This is a genomic window from Lentilactobacillus rapi DSM 19907 = JCM 15042 (assembly GCF_001436255.1).
GTDB classification, from domain to species: domain Bacteria; phylum Bacillota; class Bacilli; order Lactobacillales; family Lactobacillaceae; genus Lentilactobacillus; species Lentilactobacillus rapi.
In genome coordinates this window covers 317,619-335,700 of the sequence record NZ_AZEI01000076.1, presented here as the reverse complement: position 1 = coordinate 335,700, position 18,082 = coordinate 317,619, and the positions used below count along the sequence as shown (strand labels likewise).

Here is an 18,082-nt window from a genome sequence, read left to right as displayed (position 1 = left end):
CTCATAACTTGAAACAACCAGATCAAATTGTGATTGTTTCCAAGAACGATCACAAAATTATCGAATTTGAAGATGCTTTCAAGGACACGGGAATTATTGTCAAATCACTCAAGCATTTTCCAGACGCACCAGACGTTGAAGAAACCGGCACCACATTTGCTGAAAACGCAACGCTCAAAGCTCAGGCAATTATGAAGTACACTGGCCAAGCGGTGATTGCCGATGATTCTGGCTTGGTTGTCAAATCATTGAATGGCGACCCGGGTGTTCATTCAGCTCGCTATGCTGGCGATCATGATGACGCAGCTAATAACGCTAAACTTCTTAAAGAAATGCAAAATAAATCCAATCGGGATGCCTATTTTGAATCAGTTCTGATATATTTAACTCCAGAAGGCGACAAAGTTGAAGCCGCTGGACGAGTGAACGGGCAGATTCTGAGCGCTCCTCGTGGTGATAACGACTTCGGCTATGATCCGCTCTTCTATGTTCCGGAAAAGCAACAGACCATGGCTGAGATGACAACTCATGATAAGAATATGATCAGTCATCGTGGCCGGGCCATTCGAAACATGATTAACAAACTACAAGGGTTGTGGGATCAATGAAAATTGTCGTTGTCAGTGATAATCATGGTGATCGTCAGATTATTGAAAAGATCGTGGATCGGTATGCCGGAAAGGTTGATGGAATTTTCCATTGTGGGGATTCCGAGTTTCAGGCAGATGATCCATTAGTTGCAAAACTCCATATTGTTGTTGGCAATATGGATGCGAGTTCTTTTGCAACTGATGAAACTGTGACGATTGGGGATGAGGTGGTTTTACTTACCCACGGACATCTCCAAAATGTGAATGGCGGATTACTTACCTTAGAGTTATTTGCAAGGAGCAAGCAAGCCACCATTGCATTGTTTGGTCACACGCATCAACTTGGTGTCACCCAAGATGATGGGATCTTATTACTGAATCCCGGCAGCATTTCATATCCACGGGGTAAATATGCATCAATTGGCGGGACTTACGCAGTTTTATCTGCGGATCAGAATCAGTATGATGTCCAGTATTATGACCGTCAATTAACCCCTGTTAAGGACTTACATTTCACGTTCACTAAATAAAAAGGAGACCTTGTTCATCAATGATTGATAAGCCAATCGAAACTGTAATGAGGGAAAGTAAGCGGGATATTCTGATCCCTGCAGATTTAGTTGCAACGGTTAACGAAGATAATAATCTTCAACACGTTTTCCTCGTACTCACAAAAATTAAATATGCCAAGATTCCAGTTCTGGATAATCATAATCATTTTAAGGGATTGGTATCTTTGTCGATGATTGCGGAACAAATGCTGCAAGACACCGGTATTACAACCCGACCACTAGAGACAATGAAAGTCAAAGAGGTCATGCAAAAAGAAGTGCCGACAATTTACGAGCGGGATAATTTAGAGGCTATTCTTCGTTATTTGGAAGATGAAAACTTTCTGCCTTATGTTGATGGTAATAATGAATTTAAGGGAATTATTACGCGGCGGGAAATTTTCAAGGAACTTAATTACCTTGCCCATAATTTTTCAAAGCATTACATTGCTTTACCTGTGTACATGCAGGCCAATAAAAAGACCGATCACAAGACTAGCGTGAGTAGTTCGTAAATCAAGTGTTCATCAGGACTTTCCACAAAATGAATAGTTGGTTAGCAATGGGAAAGTTAACCGGTCTTAAGATTTAATAAAGCCAGAGGCGAAGACGCTCGTTGGAAAAGCATTTAGAAATGCAAATTCGTCCTCTATTCTTATATTGATAAAACTTGTGATAAATAGCTGATATCCGCTATCTATGTCAAAAAACAATGTCATTCAAAACTAGAATGCATTGTTTTTATTTGGATTCTGGGATCAAATTGCCTTTGCCCCCCTTTTCTTGTTTTTAGCGCCTCATTTTCTGTTATGTCTGGTTGCCATTTATGATCAAATATGTCACACTTTTCAATGAAATGATTGTTTGGGGGAAGGATGAAACGGTGTGGATATTCTATATTGTGGGGACGACCGCATGCTTGATGGGTTGATTATATCAATCTTATCACTCACTAAGCATGCTCAAGAACCATTGCGAATCTTTATTTTAACCGGTACGTTGCAGAATCGGCATCGGCAGTTTTCCGCGCTAACTGATAAGCATGTCACAGTGTTGGATCAAATTGCCAAACGCAAGAATTCGGCCCACTCAGTGACTAAAATTGACATGACTGCGCTATTTAACGCCGACCCACCAAGTGCGAATATCAACACTTTGTTTACACCATATAGCATGTTACGGCTGTACAGTGACTTAATTCCGGAATTTTCTGACCGGATTCTTTATCTGGATGCCGATGTCGTTTGTCGGCAGTCGTTTGAATCGTTTTACCATCAGTCATTGGAAAATACCGAATTTGTGGGTGTGCTTGACCATTACGGTCGGTGGTTCTTCCACCACGAATGGCAGCTCTTTGACTACGTAAATTCAGGAGTGCTGTTGCTTAATCTGAAGGCGATTCGGACTGACGGATTATTTAAACGCTGCCGTGACTATTGCCGCCGACGACCAATGATTATGCCTGACCAGTCAGCGATTAATAAGCTGGCGCACCATAAGCGGTTAGCCTCTGAACGCTATAATGAGCAGCAGGATGTGCAAATTGACACGGTGTTTCAACATTTCTCCACCCGCTGGTCGTTTTGGCCGATTATTCATACCGTGTCCGTCAAACCCTGGGATGTTGATGAGATGCACGCAAAACTCCACCTACACATTTATGATGATATTTTGGCGGAATACCAGAACGTTGTCGAAGAATTGAATGACGAGGCTTCTATTCCGGCAAATTCGTCATCGGCTGGTAAATTGAATCAATAAATCAAAAAGGCAATTCGATTAACAATTCCGAAATTGGAAAACGTTAATCTGGTTGCCTTTTATGTTTGAAGTTGTAATGGCTTTTTATCGGTGGAAAATTGATTTTGAACGTATTCCCGGTATAAGGGATGGGTGGCGACCAATTGCTGGTGAGTGCCATGCCCGCTCACTTGGCCGTCCTCAATGAAGTAAATTTCGTTGGCATCGGTAATCGTACTGAGTCGGTGAGCAATCACCAAGGTTGTTCGGTTGACCATCAACTTATCAAGGGCGTGTTGGACCATCATTTCTGATTCGGAATCCAAACTAGCGGTGGCTTCATCCAGCATGAGAATTTTGGGATCCCTGAGAAATGCCCGGGCAATGGCGATGCGCTGCCGCTGACCACCGGAAACTTTGATTCCGCGTTCGCCGACTTCGGTATCGAGTTGTTGGGGCATGGCTTTTATGAAGTCAGTGGCATAAGCCATCTTGAGAACGGTCCACAATTGGTCATCGGAAAATGAACCAGGAAGGCCATAGGTTAGATTATAGCGAATCGTCCCCGACATAATGGCGGCGTCCTGGCCGACTAAGCCAATTTGGCTGCGCCAGTCGGCAAGCTTGAGCGAGTTAACGGGGGTTTCACCGATTGTGATTGATCCACTGTCTGGTTCATAAAAGCGCTCAAGAAGGCTAAAGATGGTTGATTTTCCGCCCCCAGACGGCCCGGCAAATGCAATTACCGAGTTCGGTGCGGCTTCAAATGACACATCGTGAAGGATTGGTTTGTTTGGCTGGTATGAAAAACTAACCGCATTCATTCTGAGAGTCTTACCGGAAATGTTTGTGGTAAGACCAACATGCGGGTCTTCTTCGACAACACGAAGCAGTGACTGGATCCGGGTTGTCGACCCGCTGGCCTTAGCCACGTCAGTCATAAATTGGCCAAGAACCGTGAAAGGCCCAATGAGCTGGACCAGATACATCAGAAATGAAAATAATGTACCAATATCAATAGCGCCTTGACGAACCCGAATTGCTCCGTAAGCTAATACGCCGATCACCATTGCCATCATGATCATTCCCATAACCGGGCCGGCAATTGAATCATAAATTGCTTCACGTAACCCGATGTGATAGAGTCTGGCCATTTGGCTGTTGCCGGCCTTTTGTTCAAAGGGCTCGGCAGTGGATGATTTGACAAGCCGGATCTCGCTTAACATTTCACCAGCTTTTCCGTTTAAGTCTGCCAAGGCATCCTGGCGCGCCCGGGCAATCTTGTGAGACGCGCGGATGATTGGCAAGAGGCCGACAAGAACCAGCGGAACGGCGATAAACATAATTAACGTCATCCGCCAGTCCATGATCAGCATCAGGATCAAGGCGCCAACCAATTGAATTGTCGACGTGGCAGTACGTGGCACGGAATTAGCCAGCAGCTCCTTAACCTGGGTGGAGTCATTGACCAATCGGGACGTTAATTCACCAGACTTGGTTTGATCAAAATAGGCAACTGGCAGATTCAAAATTTTTTGCCAAAGCCGGGCCCGGAGCTTGTATACGACGTCTTCACCAAAGAACCCAAGAATACTGCCGGAAACGGCGCCGATTATTGTGCTGGCAATGAACAACCCGGTAACGCCGATCACCAAGCCATGATTGATGGCATGGCCAATTGAATTGATAATTGTTTTGGCCAACATCGGCACTGCTAACTGCATGCCAGTTGCTAGGACGCCAAGCAAGAACCCGCAAATGAGCTGCCAATAGCGGGGATGAATTTGGTTGATAAGTTGGATAAATGATTTAAAATTAAATTTTGTTGAGTGATGTTTTTGCATGACCAACGGCCTCGAATGATTAATTTAATAAAGGAGTTAACTTAAGTATCCTAGCATAGCTGTTTCCAATTACACAACAATTTCACGAAAATGTCGGTATTTTGAGTACAGCTATGCTAAAATGAACCCATTATTGGCATGTGAATGACTTATCAATTAAAATGGGTTCTGTATGGGATTCATTTTTCGAAGTGGGGATGATTGAATGGGGCGCCCAGGGAAAACGTATTATTACCGGAATTGGGATGATGATGTCGTTTTTACTAAGCATCAAGAAGCTTCAATTCCACCGGGATTTATTTGGTTACATACGAATTGGGTTTATCGACTATCTTCAACGATTGTGTCCGGGTTGTGCGTTGGCTTTGCGACGATCTATTGTCGTTTGTTTTTACACGTGACCTTTCAAAACAAACGTTGTCTGCGCACTCAAGGGAAACAGGGGGCGTTCGTTTTTGCAAACCACACTCAACCGCTGGGTGACGTCTTTATCCCAATGTTGGCGGCCCTTCCTCGCCGGGCATACACCATCGCTGAAGCTGCTAACTTAGGAATTCCAATCGTTGGAAAAATGCTGACGATGGGCGGGGCGTTGATTTTGCCGGCTAAATTGTCACAGATGATGCAATTCCAACGGGCGATGACGGTTCGCCTCAAGCAGCACCAGCGTATCTTCGTTTATCCGGAGGCTCACGTTTGGCCTTACTACACAGGGATTCGGCCGTTTCCAAACGGGGCGTTTCACTATCCGGTGTCAGCCAACGTGGCCAGTTATGCCATGACGGCAACTTATCAGCAGCGAAGGGGATTTACCAAACCACGAATGATTATCTACTTCGACGGTCCGTTTTATCCTGATTCGGCACTGCCCAGAAAAGTCCGCCAGGAAAAATTACACGATGAAGTTCGTCATGCGATGATTGTTCGCAGCCGTCAAAGCAACGTTCAGTATGCGAAATATCAGCGGCGGTCGGATTCATCAGAGTAAATTAGAGGGGGAAAATAAATGTCATCATCAGAAATTCCAGTGTTCTTTGCGGTCGATGATAACTACGCGGCGTATTTGGCTGTGGCGATAAAGTCATTGACAGCCCACACCGATCCATCCCGTCAGTATCACCTTATTATTCTCTGTGATAATTTGAATACAGCAAATCAAGAATTGTTAAAAACCTACCAGCAAGCCAACGTGGCAATCAGCTTTGTGACAATTAATGCCCAGTTAAAACGCGCAATTGATGATCATGGTAATAAATTGCGCAGCGACTATTTTACATTTACGATTTATTTCCGACTATTTATCGCTGAATTGTTTCCAGATTTGGATAAGGCGCTCTATTTAGACGCCGACACGGTAATTCTGGATGACGTCGCAAAGTTGTACGACATCTCGTTACGATCTAATTTAATTGGCGCGGTTCCGGACTATTTCATCGGTCATACTCCAGAAACAATTGATTATGCCAATCAGGCGGTCGGCATTGATTCCCAGAAATACGTTAACTCGGGGGTCCTACTGATGAACTTGAAGGAAATGCGAGAGTGTCACTTCGCTGATCATTTTCTTAATCTTCTTAATCGCTATTATTTTAAGAGTTTGGCTCCAGACCAGGATTATATGAACGCCATTGCCAGAAAACGAATTTGCTATCTTGATTCTTCGTGGAATGTTCAGATCACGACCCCACAAACGGTCAAGCCACGACTGATTCATTATAATTTATTTGCTAAACCATGGCGATATGCCGATGTACCCCGGCAAGATTATTTCTGGCATTATGCCAAGCAGACCAGCTTTTATTCAGAACTTAAACATGACCTTACCCAGATGACGCCTGAGCAAACCGAACGTGATCAGAAAAATCAACGAGATTTAATTGCGTTGGCAGTTAATATTATCAAGACGCCGGTGACATTTGCGGCGATTTCAAAACAAGGAGTAAAAATTGCGCTATGACTTTTACACCAGTAAAACTTGGTGATCGCGATAAGGTGATTGCCAATATTGAAGCCAATGCCAACCGCGGCCATTTCAATGATAAAGTGGAAATTCATGATCCTGTTCTAAATCTTGATCAGCAGCACGAGGTTCTCAAGACTTATCTTGCGTTGCGCCAAACCCACCGATACCAGTGGCGAGGAGCTGAGGCACGATCGATGATGAACGTGGCAGCAAATATGGCGGCGGCTGATATGAAGGTGAGAGGGGCTGAAAATCTTACCAATATCAGTTGGCCGGCAATTATTACCTGCAATCATTTTAGCCCCATTGATAGCCTGCTGGTCCGTTCTGCGTTAAAGCAGCCTGATCTGGCAATTGTCGTCGAGCTTACCAATCTAAAGATGAGCGGGATGTTGGGCTTCTTGATGACCTATGCGGACACTATCCCAATTAGTGACAGCATTGAGTACATGGGTCACGAATTCATCAGCCTTCTAAAGCAGGCCCTTTCGCATCAGCAGTCAATCTTAATATATCCAGAGCGGGAGATGTGGTTTAATTATCGCAAACCGCGACCAGCTGAGCGTGGGGCATACTACTATGCAGTTAAACTCAACGTTCCCATTGTGTCCTGCTTTGTCTCAATGGTTGACGCTCCGACGAAAAATGATCCTCACGGAATTGATTTTACATTTCATATATTACCGCCCATCTTTCCCGATCAGCAGTCGGGCACGCCGCGGGAGGTTGCCGACAAAATGCGACGTATTGACGAACAGCAAAAAATGACCGCATACGAAGCAGCCTACAAGCGACCGTTTCGACCGGCATTTGAAAATCAAGATATCGCCGGTCATTATGGTTAGCCATTCTAACGTTATTAACAAAATTGACAGAGATTCATCTGCATCACTGAAAGGTGATGTTTTTTTGTATTGAGATATGAATCAATTTAATTCTGATGAACCGTGCTTCATGTTTTAAAACCTTTGCCGACTAATGTCTCAGCCCCTCTTTATCTTTTGGGATAAGTCCTTTTAATGGATTATTCGAAGATGATTAATTTGGAACAGCCCAATACCTCACTTTGATTTTTGATTAAACACTTAAATCAGGCAACTGGGATGGTGACATTCTAACTTGTTTTGACTAAAAAAGGCATTGATGAGTGTCATCAATACCAGAAAGTTCAGCTCTTATATTACTGAGCAGCTAGATCCAGCGTTAGGCTGAGTCTCTCTTTTCAAATTAGCAAGCGTACGGTGATGTTTCCACCAATTTTACTTGGGCGAGTTTCCCGGCATCACTACCGGACTGCTAGGAAGCGTTATTCCATTTTTGTTTAACTCTGAAAGGTACTTTGCTAAGAAGTCGTGGGATATTTGATATTGGGCGCCGTTTTTCGTTGTGATATTAACTTGCACAACTAATTTTCCATTGGGTAAATTGACTGTTCCAATCACTTTCGGTTGGCCAATAATATCTGGATAGTTCTTAATCTCTTTAGCGTTAATTTGATTGATAATCTGAATCACTTTATCAATAGGGGTTTCCGGGAGAATTGCCACTTGAATCATTGCGGTCATGTTATTGCGAGACATGTTGGAGATTGTCGTGATGGTTCGATTAGGAATGAACGTGAGGGTCCCATCGTCGGCAACAATTTGAGTGGTACGCAGACCAACTGAGCTGATTGTTCCTCGGATAGCGTTAATCTGGACATATTCCCCAACTTCAATTTGCTTTTCAAGCAGGATGAAGAACCCGCTGACAATGTCGGTCACAAAGCCCTGAGCACCAAGACCAATTGCCAAGCTAAAGACACCGGCACTCGCAATCAATGTACCCACGGGAACCCCGATAGCGGATAAGACTGAGTAGATCCAAAAGAACCATAAGCAATAGACCAAAATATTCATCGTGAGAGTGTGAAATGTTTTGATCCGTTTTTCAGTCACTGTATTCTGATATTTTTCCCGGTAACGTTTAAAGAAATGGTTAATGATTGTTTTGCCAAGCCGGCGACAAATTAACATCAGAAGTGTTAATAATAAAACGACGCCAATTTTTTCGCTCACTTGGACGAGAAGTTGTTGCCAATCGAATAAGTTGACGTAATGTTTCCAATTAATTGATAAAATGATCGGACTAACTATTTTTAACATTTTGGTTCCTCAATTCTTTGATATAAGTACATATTAGCAAATCAATCCGTTAATTGAAACAGGTGTCATGAAAAACAATTTCATTGTCAAACCCTGATGGTAATGCTATTCTTAAGTAAATTGTTGCACAAGGAGGAATCTTGATGACAGTTGGACAGATCGCGGGATTGATCGCCGCAATTGCGTTTTTATTACTCGTACTATTTATCGGTTTGTTCTTAATGAAGGTCAGCAAAACCATGTCTGAAGTGAATTCGTCGATCCGTTCCATGACCAGCAACGTCGATGTGATTACCAAACAGACGGATAAAATCATGGCCACATCCAATAGTCTGGTCAAAGACGTAAACGACAAATTAAATATTGTAACCCCTGTTTTTCAAGCAGCTGCAGATTTAGGTGAGAGCGTTTCAAGTCTTAACAAGGCCACTCAGAATCTGACTGGAAAAGTTAAAGAAACCGGTAAAAAGGGTGTCACGGCTGGAATTGCTGGCAAGTTTGGCAAATCTGCTTGGAATATGTATCGTAACCATCGCCACTCTAAGAATCATCCAACAGAATAAATAAGGAGGTTGTTCATATGGGTAAAAAACTTGCAAGCGGAATTTTCGCCGGATTGTTAGGTGCTGGATTATATGCAGCCTATCAAAAATTAGATGAAGATAAAAAGAATCGTATGAAGAAAAATTTGCGTGAAAAATCAGACGAATTGCGAGATCGGGCAGTTGATTATGCGTTTTACGCAAATGACGCGATGAGTGATTTTAAAGATGTTTTAAAAGACGAGATGGACCAGGCAAAGGGTAACGTCAAGGACGCTTCTTCAAAGTTCTCAGAGAAAGCTAAGACTTTCACTGATAATCAACAAGAGACTGAGGATGGTAATGCTGAGAAGAGCCAAGATGACATTGTTGTTGATGCGACCGAAGCTTTTAAAAATTCAGGAATCCCAAGTGCCGATGATGATTTGAATGAAGAAAGCGATGAACCATCAACAGATAATGCGGCTTCGTCAGACGCGGCAAAGCCGGATGGTGATGGGGCTCCAGAAAAATAAAGCAAACTTGTATTCATTGTCTGGGTGCCATTTAAAGTTGGTGCTTTCAGCAGAAGTGTACTAAGGCTTTGTAAAAGGATATCGTGTCATACTCCTCTTATCCAGGTGGTCGAGCGTCATCCTTTTTATTTTAAGGTCCGCCAAGGAAATGCAAAGCGAATGTGTCTACTTTTTACGTTTCTAACATAACGACTTCAACTCAAAAAAGCCCTCCAAGCGATTTTTCATCGATGAGGGCTTTTAGTCTGCTTAAAATTATTTTTCGACGTATCTTAATTCTTTCGTGGTGTGAGTAAATGGCTCAGAACCTGTTTCAGTTACATGGACACAGTCTTCAATTCTGACCCCGGCAACGTTTGGAATGTAAATTCCGGGCTCGATTGAGAAACACATCCCTGGTTGAAGTTCCATATCATTACCTTCCATGATAGATGGAAATTCATGTTCGCTCATTCCCATTCCATGACCCAATCTGTGAATAAAGTATTCGCCATAACCGGCTTTGGCGATCACGTCACGGGCAATCTTATCCAGTTGGGCGGCGGTAACTCCGGGTTTCACTGCAGCTTGGGCCGTGAGTTGTGCCTCCAGACAAACTTTATAGATCTCCATTGATTTTTCATCAGGTTTGCCAACCGCAATTGTTCGAGAAGCGTCACTAATGTATCCTTGCCAAACTGTTCCTAAATCAAATAGGACTAATTTATTGTTTTCAATCTTCTTTTCACTGGTAGCACCATGAGGTTCAGCCGCGTGAGCAGCGGATTGAACAAGTGAAGGGAAACTCAATTCCATGATACCATTTTGCATCAAGGCGTATTGGAGAACGGCAGCAACCTGGTCTTCGGTTTTGCCAGCCTGAACAGCTTCAAATCCCTTTTGGAGGGCAAAATCATCCCATTTCCCGGCAATCTTAAGCTTTTCAATTTCGTCAGCGGACTTGATCAACCGCATTCGCTCGATGAACGGGGTGAGGTTTGCTGAAAAGTCACCGTTTGGAAATAACTGTTGAAGGTTTTCGAGCCGTTCTACGGAAAGCTGAGCCTTTTCAATCGCAAACTTTTCGGTGTCAGCATGCCGGGCTGAAATTTGATCGGCAATCATTTTCCATGGGTCTTCATGGTCCAAGTAGCCGTAAACCGGACTTGTCCAACCGGTATCTTTGATTGCTTCAGTTTCCAATGCAGGTCCAAATAAGAATGGATCATCATTCTTAAAGACTACCAACATTAATACCCGCTCAGCTGGATCACTGTAAAAAGTAGTCAGATACTGGATTGTTTTGGGATCGCTGATTAAGGCAACATCTTCATTATTGTCAGCAAGCCAACGTTGGACTTTTTCTATTTTATTCATCGGGTTCCACTCCTTCATATTTTACCAGTAGTATATCATAACTATTCTGCAGAAAATTCCGCTTACACTTGAATTTTCACAAATGTTAGTTTATGATTTAATTGAAAACGTTTTCAAATTGCCGTCGGGCTTTTTATTTGTTATATTAGATGGTGTTTTGAAAATCGATGAAAACAGATTGTGACATGGAAGAAAGGGCTATCTTTATGGATAAACAAACGATTACAATTTATGATGTTGCCCGAGAAGCTAGCGTATCAATGGCAACTGTCTCGAGAGTAGTGAATGGAAACGCTAATGTGAAGCCTGCCACCCGTAAAAAGGTGTTGGACGTGATCGAAAAGCTGGACTATCGACCAAATGCGGTTGCACGAGGCTTAGCAAGCAAAAAGACCACGACGGTTGGGGTGATTGTTCCAGATGTGACAAATATGTACTTTGCTTCACTCGCACGTGGAATTGATGATGTTGCAACGATGTATAAATACAATATTATTTTGACCAATTCGGATTCTAACAGCGAAAAAGAAATCAAGGTGCTCAATACCTTACTGTCAAAGCAAGTTGATGGCATTGTCTTTATGGGTAACGAAATTACTGAAAAGCTCCGTGAAGAGTTCAAACGAACTAAGACACCAATTGTCTTGGCAGGATCTGTTGATGATGAGGGAGACAACCCAAGTGTTAACATTGACTACGTTGCCGCCGTTCAAGAAGAAGTCAAGAACTTAATCGACCGTGGGAACAAGCGGGTTGCCTTTGTTTGTGGGCCACTTGATCAAGCAATTAATGGAAAGTATCGTTTGAAGGGATACAAGCAGGCCTTAAAGAGTGCCGGGATTGCTTATGATGATAAGCTGGTGTTTGAAACTGATGATACATACAAGACAGGCACCTTGCTTCAACCGGCATTAATGGCCGTGAATGCCACTGCAGCAATGGTTACTGATGATGAATTGGCTGCCGGTATCATGAATGGCATGTCAGATGCCGACGTTAAAGTTCCTGAACAATTCGAAATCATTACCAGTAACGATACAAAATTAACTGAGATGGTTCGACCAAAAATGTCGTCAATTACTCAGCCACTTTACGATATTGGTGCGGTTTCAATGCGTTTGTTAACCAAGTTAATGAACAACGAGCCAGTTGACGAGAAGAATGTCTTGCTTCCTTATGGTTTGATGAAGCGTGAATCAACAAAGTAATCTCGCTTCCGGTACGCTCAGTTTGATTGAAGATGGTTTCATTTTACAGAAAACGTCCGCTTGTGGATCGATTGAAAAATCTTGAAACGCTGGGACGTATCTGGTAAGATGTTGTCGTATGTTTGAAACTAGTAAACTATTTAGAAAAGAGGAGTTATTATGTCAGGACATTCAAAATGGCATAACATTCAGGGCCGTAAAAACGCCCAGGATGCTAAACGTGGAAAGATTTTCCAAAAAATATCACGTGACTTGTATCAAGCCGCTAAAGCAGGTGATCCTGATCCCGAAAATAATCCTCAACTGCGTTTGGTAATGGAAAAAGCTCGTGCTGCTAACATGCCTAAAGACAACGTTCAACGAGCAATTGATAAGGCTTCCGGTGTTGGTGGAGCCAAATTTGAAGAAATTACTTACGAGGGTTATGGCCCAGGTGGAACTGCAATCATGGTTTCCGCTTTAACTGATAATAAAAACCGAACGGCAGCTGCTGTCCGTTCCGCATTTACTCATCACGGTGGCTCACTTGGTGCTAACGGATCAGTTTCATACATGTTTGATCGAAAGGGTTACATTGTAATCCTTAGAGATGGTCTTGATGCTGATGAAGATACAATGTTGATGGACGCATTGGATGCCGGTGCTGATGATATGAATTCTACTGATGAAGAATATCAAATCTTCACTGATCCCAAATCCATGCCCGAAGTACGAGATGCGCTTCAAAAGAAGGGCTATGATTTGGATACGGCCGAAGTCCGGATGTTCCCAGAGAACACAACCGAAGTTCCGGAAGATAAGATTTCTCAATACACTGGTTTGATCGATGAGCTTGAAGATAATGATGATGTGCAGGATGTCTATGAAGCCGCTACATTACCTGAGGGCAACTAATTTAATAGTTTAACCAATCAAGGATGACCATTTTTGGCCATCTTTTTTTATTTTCTAAATAAATTTCATTTAGTCTCCGTATTTAACTAATAAGGGGTGAAATAAATGGAAATTAGCCAACAAATTGATGCACTTTTATCTGATGCGGTATCCAGACAGGCAAGTGATATCTATTTTCTGCCAATGAACGGTGAATATCAGGTCAAAATTAGAAGTCAACAGGAGGTGACTTTGTGGGATCAAGTTAGGTACTTAAAGGCCCGGAGAATGATGAATTATTGCAAGTATTTAGCAGACATGGCTTTGAGCGAGCAGCGGCGGCCACAATTGGGCGCAATGGAATGGCATAGTGGCGATGCAAAATACGCACTCCGATTATCGTCGGTCGGCAACTTCAATGACGATGAGTCAATGGTGATTCGAATTATTTACTCTTTAGCAGATGTGAAAGGGACTTTCGTCAATGATCATCAGATTCGGACAATTGCTGAGTTAAGTCAGCGTCGGGGATTAGTCGTGTTTTCAGGGCCAACCGGGTCTGGCAAGACAACGACCATCTATAATCTTGTGAAAGACTTGGTTTCAGATGAATTTGTCATGACGATTGAAGATCCAATTGAAATCAAGGAATCCCGTTTTCTCCAGTTGCAAGTCAATCATGACGCGGGGATGGACTATGCCGATCTAATTAAGGTCGGTCTTCGGCATCGACCAGATATTTTTATTATCGGTGAAATTCGGGATCAGGAAACAGCGGCAGCTGCGGTTAAAGCCGCCCTGAGCGGTCATTTGGTATATACAACCGTTCATGCTCAGGATCCAGTTGGGGTGATTCAACGGTTGAGTCAGCTTGGAATTGATGATGAGTTCATTTCTCAAGCATTGACTGCAGTTGCCTATCAGCGGCTGTTGCCGACAATTGGCGGGGACCAACGCGCTCTATTAGTGGCCCATGATTTCGACAAATTAACGTCGATGACAAACTATGATTGGAGTGACTGGCAGAATGAGCTCAAACAAGCAGAAAAGTCGGGGTTGGTATCCGAGCAAACTGTTCAAAAATATTGGCAGGGGTAATCGATGGAATACAACCATTCAGGCGAATTTCTTTGATTCGTTGGCCAACTTGTTAAACATTGGCTTTTCACTTACAGAAGCGTTGGGATTCATCGCTGACACTGATAAGCAATTGACGAGCGGCGTTATCGAAATCCAGCAAAAATTGACAGATGGTTATTCATTTTCAGAAAGTATTAAGTCGATGGTTGACGCCCAGTCATATCACCAATTGCTGATAGCTGAAAGACATGGGCAATTACGTGAAGTATTGGCCGAGCTGGCCACCTTTGATCGGCTGAAGCTCAAGCAATTTAAAAAAATTCACGCGATCCTGGTTTACCCGCTGTTTTTATGCTTAATTTTGCTGATTCTGATCACAATGATTCACGTGTATGTTTTCCCACAAATTGAACAACTCATGCCAAGTATTAACGCCGGTCAAACCAAGAACCCGACAACGATGATCATTAAATGCATCGGCATCATTGTAGTTGCGGGCGGTATTCTTTTCTGGCTGCATTTGCGGCGACAAAATGCCATCAAGCGGGCTCAGATACTAGTCAAGTTGCCACTTGTCGGGCCGCTTTGTCGCCGATACATTGCTTATTATTTGGCCAGCAATTTGGCAACCTTACTTAAGAACGGGCTAAGTGTGCAGGAAATTTACCACACATTAAATGAGTTTGATCCGCATTCGTTATTGTATGAACTTGGTCAGCAATTGAATGAAGCGATTGTTGGTGGCCAATCAATCCAGCAACTTGTCAATCAGCATCAATTCATCCCCAAAGAGATCCTGAAATTTATGAGTTCCGGGAATACGATCCCCGAAATGGCAAATTCAATGACCGCGTACTCAAAATTAATGTTTGACGAAATGATTATGACGACCAACAAAATGATTGGCTTCATTCAACCCGCAATGTTTATGATCATTGGCATCACAATTGTATCGACTTACTTCCAACTGCTAGTTCCAATTTACAGTTCAGTGAAAGGAATGTATTAACATGAAAAAAACTTTGAAGAAATCCAAAGCAGGTTTTACGCTAATTGAAATGACGATCGTGTTGTTCATTATTTCCCTCTTGATTTTGATTATTATTCCCAACCTAACCAACCAGAGAAAACATGCGCAATCTGTGCACACCTCTGCCATGAGTTCCGTGGTCCAGGCTCAGATAGATGCCTATACCAGCCAGCATCCGACTGTTAAATCGGTTGGTTTTACCGAATTAAGTCGCGATGGCTATCTTACCAAGAAACAGGTGAAAGAGGCTAAAGATGAAGGGCTGAAGATTGCAAACAATGAAGTCACGAAATAAATCGGCGTTTACGATGATTGAGTTGATTGTTTATATGGGTATCATCGTGGCTGTTTTGCTCCTAGATTTAGCATTGACAAAAGTGATTAAAGTTGGCAATCCGGCGGAGAATATTTTCTGGGAAGCGGTTGAAGATTCTTGGAATGAAATGAACATTAAATCTCAAATTTATCATACCGGTTATCGAATTGACTTCAATCGTGATCGGATGGTCTTTATTCCAGGTGATCGGCGAATCAAACGCAAAACTATCGATTATCCTGGTACATTAGAACTCAAGCAGCATGTTCAATTTTCTGTGGCGGATGACGGTTTTGAAAGCCCTCGAACGATTCATTGGTACACCACGGATGGCCAGGAAAAATATCAACAGCGAATTCAATTAGGATGGAGTGGTTATCGTCTTAAAACAATATACTAGAAATGGCTTTACTGCCATCGATTCACTGATTGGGTTAACAATTATTTCGGTTTTCAGCCTGTTTTATATTCACGTCACAACGCAAATGAATCGAAATATTGATCATTCTCAGCGAGTCATGGTGGTAGAACGGAAAAATTACGAGAGGACAATTCATCATTAAGGGGAAGAAACGGAAGGGCTATTTATTAATTGAAAGCTTAGTGAGCTTAATGATCTGCATCTGCGCGGTTTGGACAGTTGTGGTTATGATTAAATATGTTGGCCAAACCCGCAACCGGCATCAGGTTGATTTCTATTCATATGTCCAAATCCTTGAATCTGAGCGGTTTAAGTTTGAATTGCAAAACGTGCGGTCAAAAGATGTCAGAATGTATAGCCCAGTCACCAAGAAAAAATATCAGATGCAACTTTACGACGACATGATTAGAATAACCGGTGTCAAAATGGGCCATATCCGTGCATTAACAGCTGTTAAGGATGTGAAGTGGTCACGTGATCGGGGGTGTCTTAAAACAGTCGTTACTTTTTCGAACGACCAAACATGTTATGCATATTCAAAAATCAGTAAAAAATAAAGGCCGTCAGGGATCATTGACGGTTGTTGCAATCATTTTTACAGGCATTTTACTCACATGTTTAATTTTTCAATGTGTGTCTTATAATAAAGAAATATCAACGATTTATGAAATCACGCAAAGTTATCGAAATAAACGAATGGTCAATAACCCGTCGCACCTCAAACCGCCAGCAAAAAGTCACCAAGCAGAACGCGATTAACCTCATCTATTTGCGAATTGAAAGATTATTGACTTCAACCCTTGTGTTTTTGTAAACTTACTTGAATTGTTAAAGCCTTTTCTGGTAGTATTTAATAGTGTTCAAGTATTGTGAAAAGGAGTTGAGCATTCTGACAGAAGGACAAATTGAACGTTTCTTTGACATTTTGAACCGAGCCAGCGAGCTGATTCAAAAAGCTAGGGATCAATCCTACTTGGATTCACTCATCGAAACATTGGCCGTGATTCAGGATCCGGATACTGAGGAATCAGGGCTAAATGATGCCGACGCAAAGAAGTTAATCAATATTTGTTCGGAATTTAAACGAAGCGAATATGATTCTGAAACACTTCGTAAGGGCCTTCAAATGGCTATTCTAAAAGCGATTCGGGTTGACAATGTTCAGGCTAATTACCAAATAACCCCTGATACGATTGCTAACGTGATCGGCTATATCATTTCCGGAATATTCCGGGGTACTGAATCGATCAGCTTGCTTGATCCCGCAATGGGGACTGGAAATTTACTAACAGCTTTAAATAACCAGTTAAGCAATACATTGTCATTAACGCCAACGGTTTCCGGAATCGAAAACGATGATGCCATGTTTGAACTTGCCGCCGACTCATTTGAACTTCAACACATTCATGCCGAATTATTTCATGAAGATGCCGTTCAAAACGTCCTGGCCCCCATGGTTGACGTTGCCGTTAGCGACCTGCCAATTGGTTATTACCCAATTGATAAGAATGCCAAGGGATTTGCCACTCACTCTGAAAATGGTCATTCATACGTTCACCATTTGTTGATTGAGTTTGCAATGAACCATGTCAAAAAAGGTGGCTTCGGGTTCTTTTTGGTTCCCAGTCAACTTTTTCAGACGGATGAAGCCAAGCAGCTGCTAAAATGGATGCAGGGCAGGATTTATTTACAAGGCCTACTTAACTTGCCAAGTGAGTTATTCCAGAATGCAGCCGCTCAAAAGGCAATCTTGATTTTACAGAACACGGGTGAAAAAGCTAAGCAAGCTGATCCGGTTATGCTTGGAGAATTCCCGTCATTCAAGGACCAACAAGCATTTGCCAAATTTCTAACTGAAATTGACGCTTGGGAAGAAAAAGATCTTAAATAAAATATTAGAGGAGCAAAT

General features: G+C 42.5%; 20 protein-coding genes. 17 read left to right on the top strand and 3 right to left on the bottom strand.

Features of this window, described 5'->3' with window-relative positions; genetic code table 11:
- Positions 1-8: 8 nt before the first annotated feature.
- The 4 genes from FD12_RS09790 to FD12_RS09775 all read left to right on the top strand — a co-directional run bounded on the left by FD12_RS09790 (position 9) and on the right by FD12_RS09775 (position 2,902).
- A complete protein-coding gene (locus tag FD12_RS09790) occupies positions 9-608 on the top strand; it encodes an XTP/dITP diphosphatase (protein WP_054746568.1) in 600 nt (199 codons plus the stop codon).
- Positions 605-1,120: a metallophosphoesterase gene (locus FD12_RS09785; RefSeq protein WP_054746569.1), complete on the top strand. Its 516-nt coding sequence runs from the start codon at positions 605-607 to the stop codon at positions 1,118-1,120. Before FD12_RS09790 ends, FD12_RS09785 begins: the two co-directional genes overlap by 4 nt.
- Positions 1,121-1,140: 20 nt before the next feature.
- The gene (gene cbpB / locus FD12_RS09780; protein WP_056982904.1) at positions 1,141-1,656 is read left to right on the top strand and encodes a cyclic-di-AMP-binding protein CbpB; all 516 of its coding nucleotides are present in this window, start codon (positions 1,141-1,143) and stop codon (positions 1,654-1,656) included.
- Positions 1,657-2,026: 370 nt separating this feature from the next.
- A complete protein-coding gene (locus tag FD12_RS09775; protein ID WP_082622234.1) occupies positions 2,027-2,902 on the top strand; it encodes a glycosyltransferase in 876 nt (291 codons plus the stop codon).
- Between the two features lie 59 nt (positions 2,903-2,961).
- On the opposite strand, the gene FD12_RS09770 is transcribed toward FD12_RS09775, so the two are convergent.
- Positions 2,962-4,725, bottom strand: coding sequence for an ABC transporter ATP-binding protein (locus FD12_RS09770; protein ID WP_056982902.1), 1,764 nt, complete (start codon positions 4,723-4,725; stop codon positions 2,962-2,964).
- Positions 4,726-4,930: 205 nt separating this feature from the next.
- Between FD12_RS09770 and FD12_RS09765 the strand changes: the two genes are divergently transcribed.
- Genes FD12_RS09765 through FD12_RS09755 form a run of 3 tightly spaced genes read left to right on the top strand, consistent with a single transcriptional unit; the run spans position 4,931 to position 7,533 of the window.
- Positions 4,931-5,713, top strand: a complete 783-nt coding sequence (locus FD12_RS09765) for a 1-acyl-sn-glycerol-3-phosphate acyltransferase (protein WP_056982901.1) — start codon at positions 4,931-4,933, stop codon at positions 5,711-5,713.
- Positions 5,714-5,731: 18 nt separating this feature from the next.
- Positions 5,732-6,682: a glycosyltransferase family 8 protein gene (locus FD12_RS09760; RefSeq protein ID WP_054746571.1), complete on the top strand. Its 951-nt coding sequence runs from the start codon at positions 5,732-5,734 to the stop codon at positions 6,680-6,682.
- The gene (locus FD12_RS09755; protein ID WP_056982898.1) at positions 6,679-7,533 is read left to right on the top strand and encodes a lysophospholipid acyltransferase family protein; all 855 of its coding nucleotides are present in this window, start codon (positions 6,679-6,681) and stop codon (positions 7,531-7,533) included. Before FD12_RS09760 ends, FD12_RS09755 begins: the two co-directional genes overlap by 4 nt.
- A 414-nt stretch (positions 7,534-7,947) precedes the next feature.
- On the opposite strand, the gene FD12_RS09750 is transcribed toward FD12_RS09755, so the two are convergent.
- Entirely contained in the window at positions 7,948-8,832 is an 885-nt protein-coding gene (locus FD12_RS09750; RefSeq protein ID WP_054746572.1) for a mechanosensitive ion channel family protein, read from the bottom strand.
- A 143-nt stretch (positions 8,833-8,975) separates the two neighbouring features.
- Between FD12_RS09750 and FD12_RS09745 the strand changes: the two genes are divergently transcribed.
- Together FD12_RS09745 and FD12_RS09740 are read left to right on the top strand one after the other, a co-directional pair.
- Positions 8,976-9,395 carry a DUF948 domain-containing protein gene (locus tag FD12_RS09745; protein ID WP_054746573.1) on the top strand — a complete coding sequence of 140 codons (420 nt, stop codon included), beginning with the start codon at positions 8,976-8,978 and terminating at the stop codon, positions 9,393-9,395.
- 17 nt (positions 9,396-9,412) lie between these two features.
- Positions 9,413-9,889 carry a YtxH domain-containing protein gene (locus tag FD12_RS09740; RefSeq protein WP_056982897.1) on the top strand — a complete coding sequence of 159 codons (477 nt, stop codon included), beginning with the start codon at positions 9,413-9,415 and terminating at the stop codon, positions 9,887-9,889.
- A gap of 255 nt (positions 9,890-10,144) precedes the next feature.
- Here FD12_RS09740 and FD12_RS09735 read toward each other — a convergent pair whose 3' ends face one another.
- Positions 10,145-11,245 carry a M24 family metallopeptidase gene (locus FD12_RS09735; RefSeq protein WP_054746574.1) on the bottom strand — a complete coding sequence of 367 codons (1,101 nt, stop codon included), beginning with the start codon at positions 11,243-11,245 and terminating at the stop codon, positions 10,145-10,147.
- 206 nt (positions 11,246-11,451) lie between these two features.
- Between FD12_RS09735 and ccpA the strand changes: the two genes are divergently transcribed.
- From ccpA to FD12_RS09695, 8 genes are all read left to right on the top strand, one after another.
- Positions 11,452-12,453 carry a catabolite control protein A gene (gene ccpA, locus FD12_RS09730; protein WP_054746575.1) on the top strand — a complete coding sequence of 334 codons (1,002 nt, stop codon included), beginning with the start codon at positions 11,452-11,454 and terminating at the stop codon, positions 12,451-12,453.
- A 159-nt stretch (positions 12,454-12,612) separates the two neighbouring features.
- Positions 12,613-13,347, top strand: coding sequence for a YebC/PmpR family DNA-binding transcriptional regulator (locus FD12_RS09725; protein ID WP_056982895.1), 735 nt, complete (start codon positions 12,613-12,615; stop codon positions 13,345-13,347).
- A gap of 105 nt (positions 13,348-13,452) precedes the next feature.
- Complete coding sequence (comGA, locus tag FD12_RS09720) at positions 13,453-14,424, top strand: competence type IV pilus ATPase ComGA (RefSeq protein ID WP_054746576.1); 972 nt, start codon at positions 13,453-13,455, stop codon at positions 14,422-14,424.
- A complete protein-coding gene (locus FD12_RS09715; RefSeq protein WP_056982893.1) occupies positions 14,354-15,415 on the top strand; it encodes a type II secretion system F family protein in 1,062 nt (353 codons plus the stop codon). The genes comGA and FD12_RS09715 overlap by 71 nt, the downstream gene beginning before the upstream one ends.
- Position 15,416: 1 nt before the next feature.
- Positions 15,417-15,731: a competence type IV pilus major pilin ComGC gene (gene comGC / locus FD12_RS09710; RefSeq protein ID WP_056982891.1), complete on the top strand. Its 315-nt coding sequence runs from the start codon at positions 15,417-15,419 to the stop codon at positions 15,729-15,731.
- Positions 15,715-16,152, top strand: coding sequence for a hypothetical protein (locus tag FD12_RS09705; protein WP_054746578.1), 438 nt, complete (start codon positions 15,715-15,717; stop codon positions 16,150-16,152). Before comGC ends, FD12_RS09705 begins: the two co-directional genes overlap by 17 nt.
- 248 nt (positions 16,153-16,400) lie before the next feature.
- The gene (locus FD12_RS09700) at positions 16,401-16,730 is read left to right on the top strand and encodes a ComGF family competence protein (protein WP_225427242.1); all 330 of its coding nucleotides are present in this window, start codon (positions 16,401-16,403) and stop codon (positions 16,728-16,730) included.
- A gap of 299 nt (positions 16,731-17,029) precedes the next feature.
- Positions 17,030-18,064, top strand: a complete 1,035-nt coding sequence (locus FD12_RS09695; protein ID WP_225427240.1) for a class I SAM-dependent methyltransferase — start codon at positions 17,030-17,032, stop codon at positions 18,062-18,064.
- The last annotated feature ends 18 nt before the right edge of the window (positions 18,065-18,082 follow it).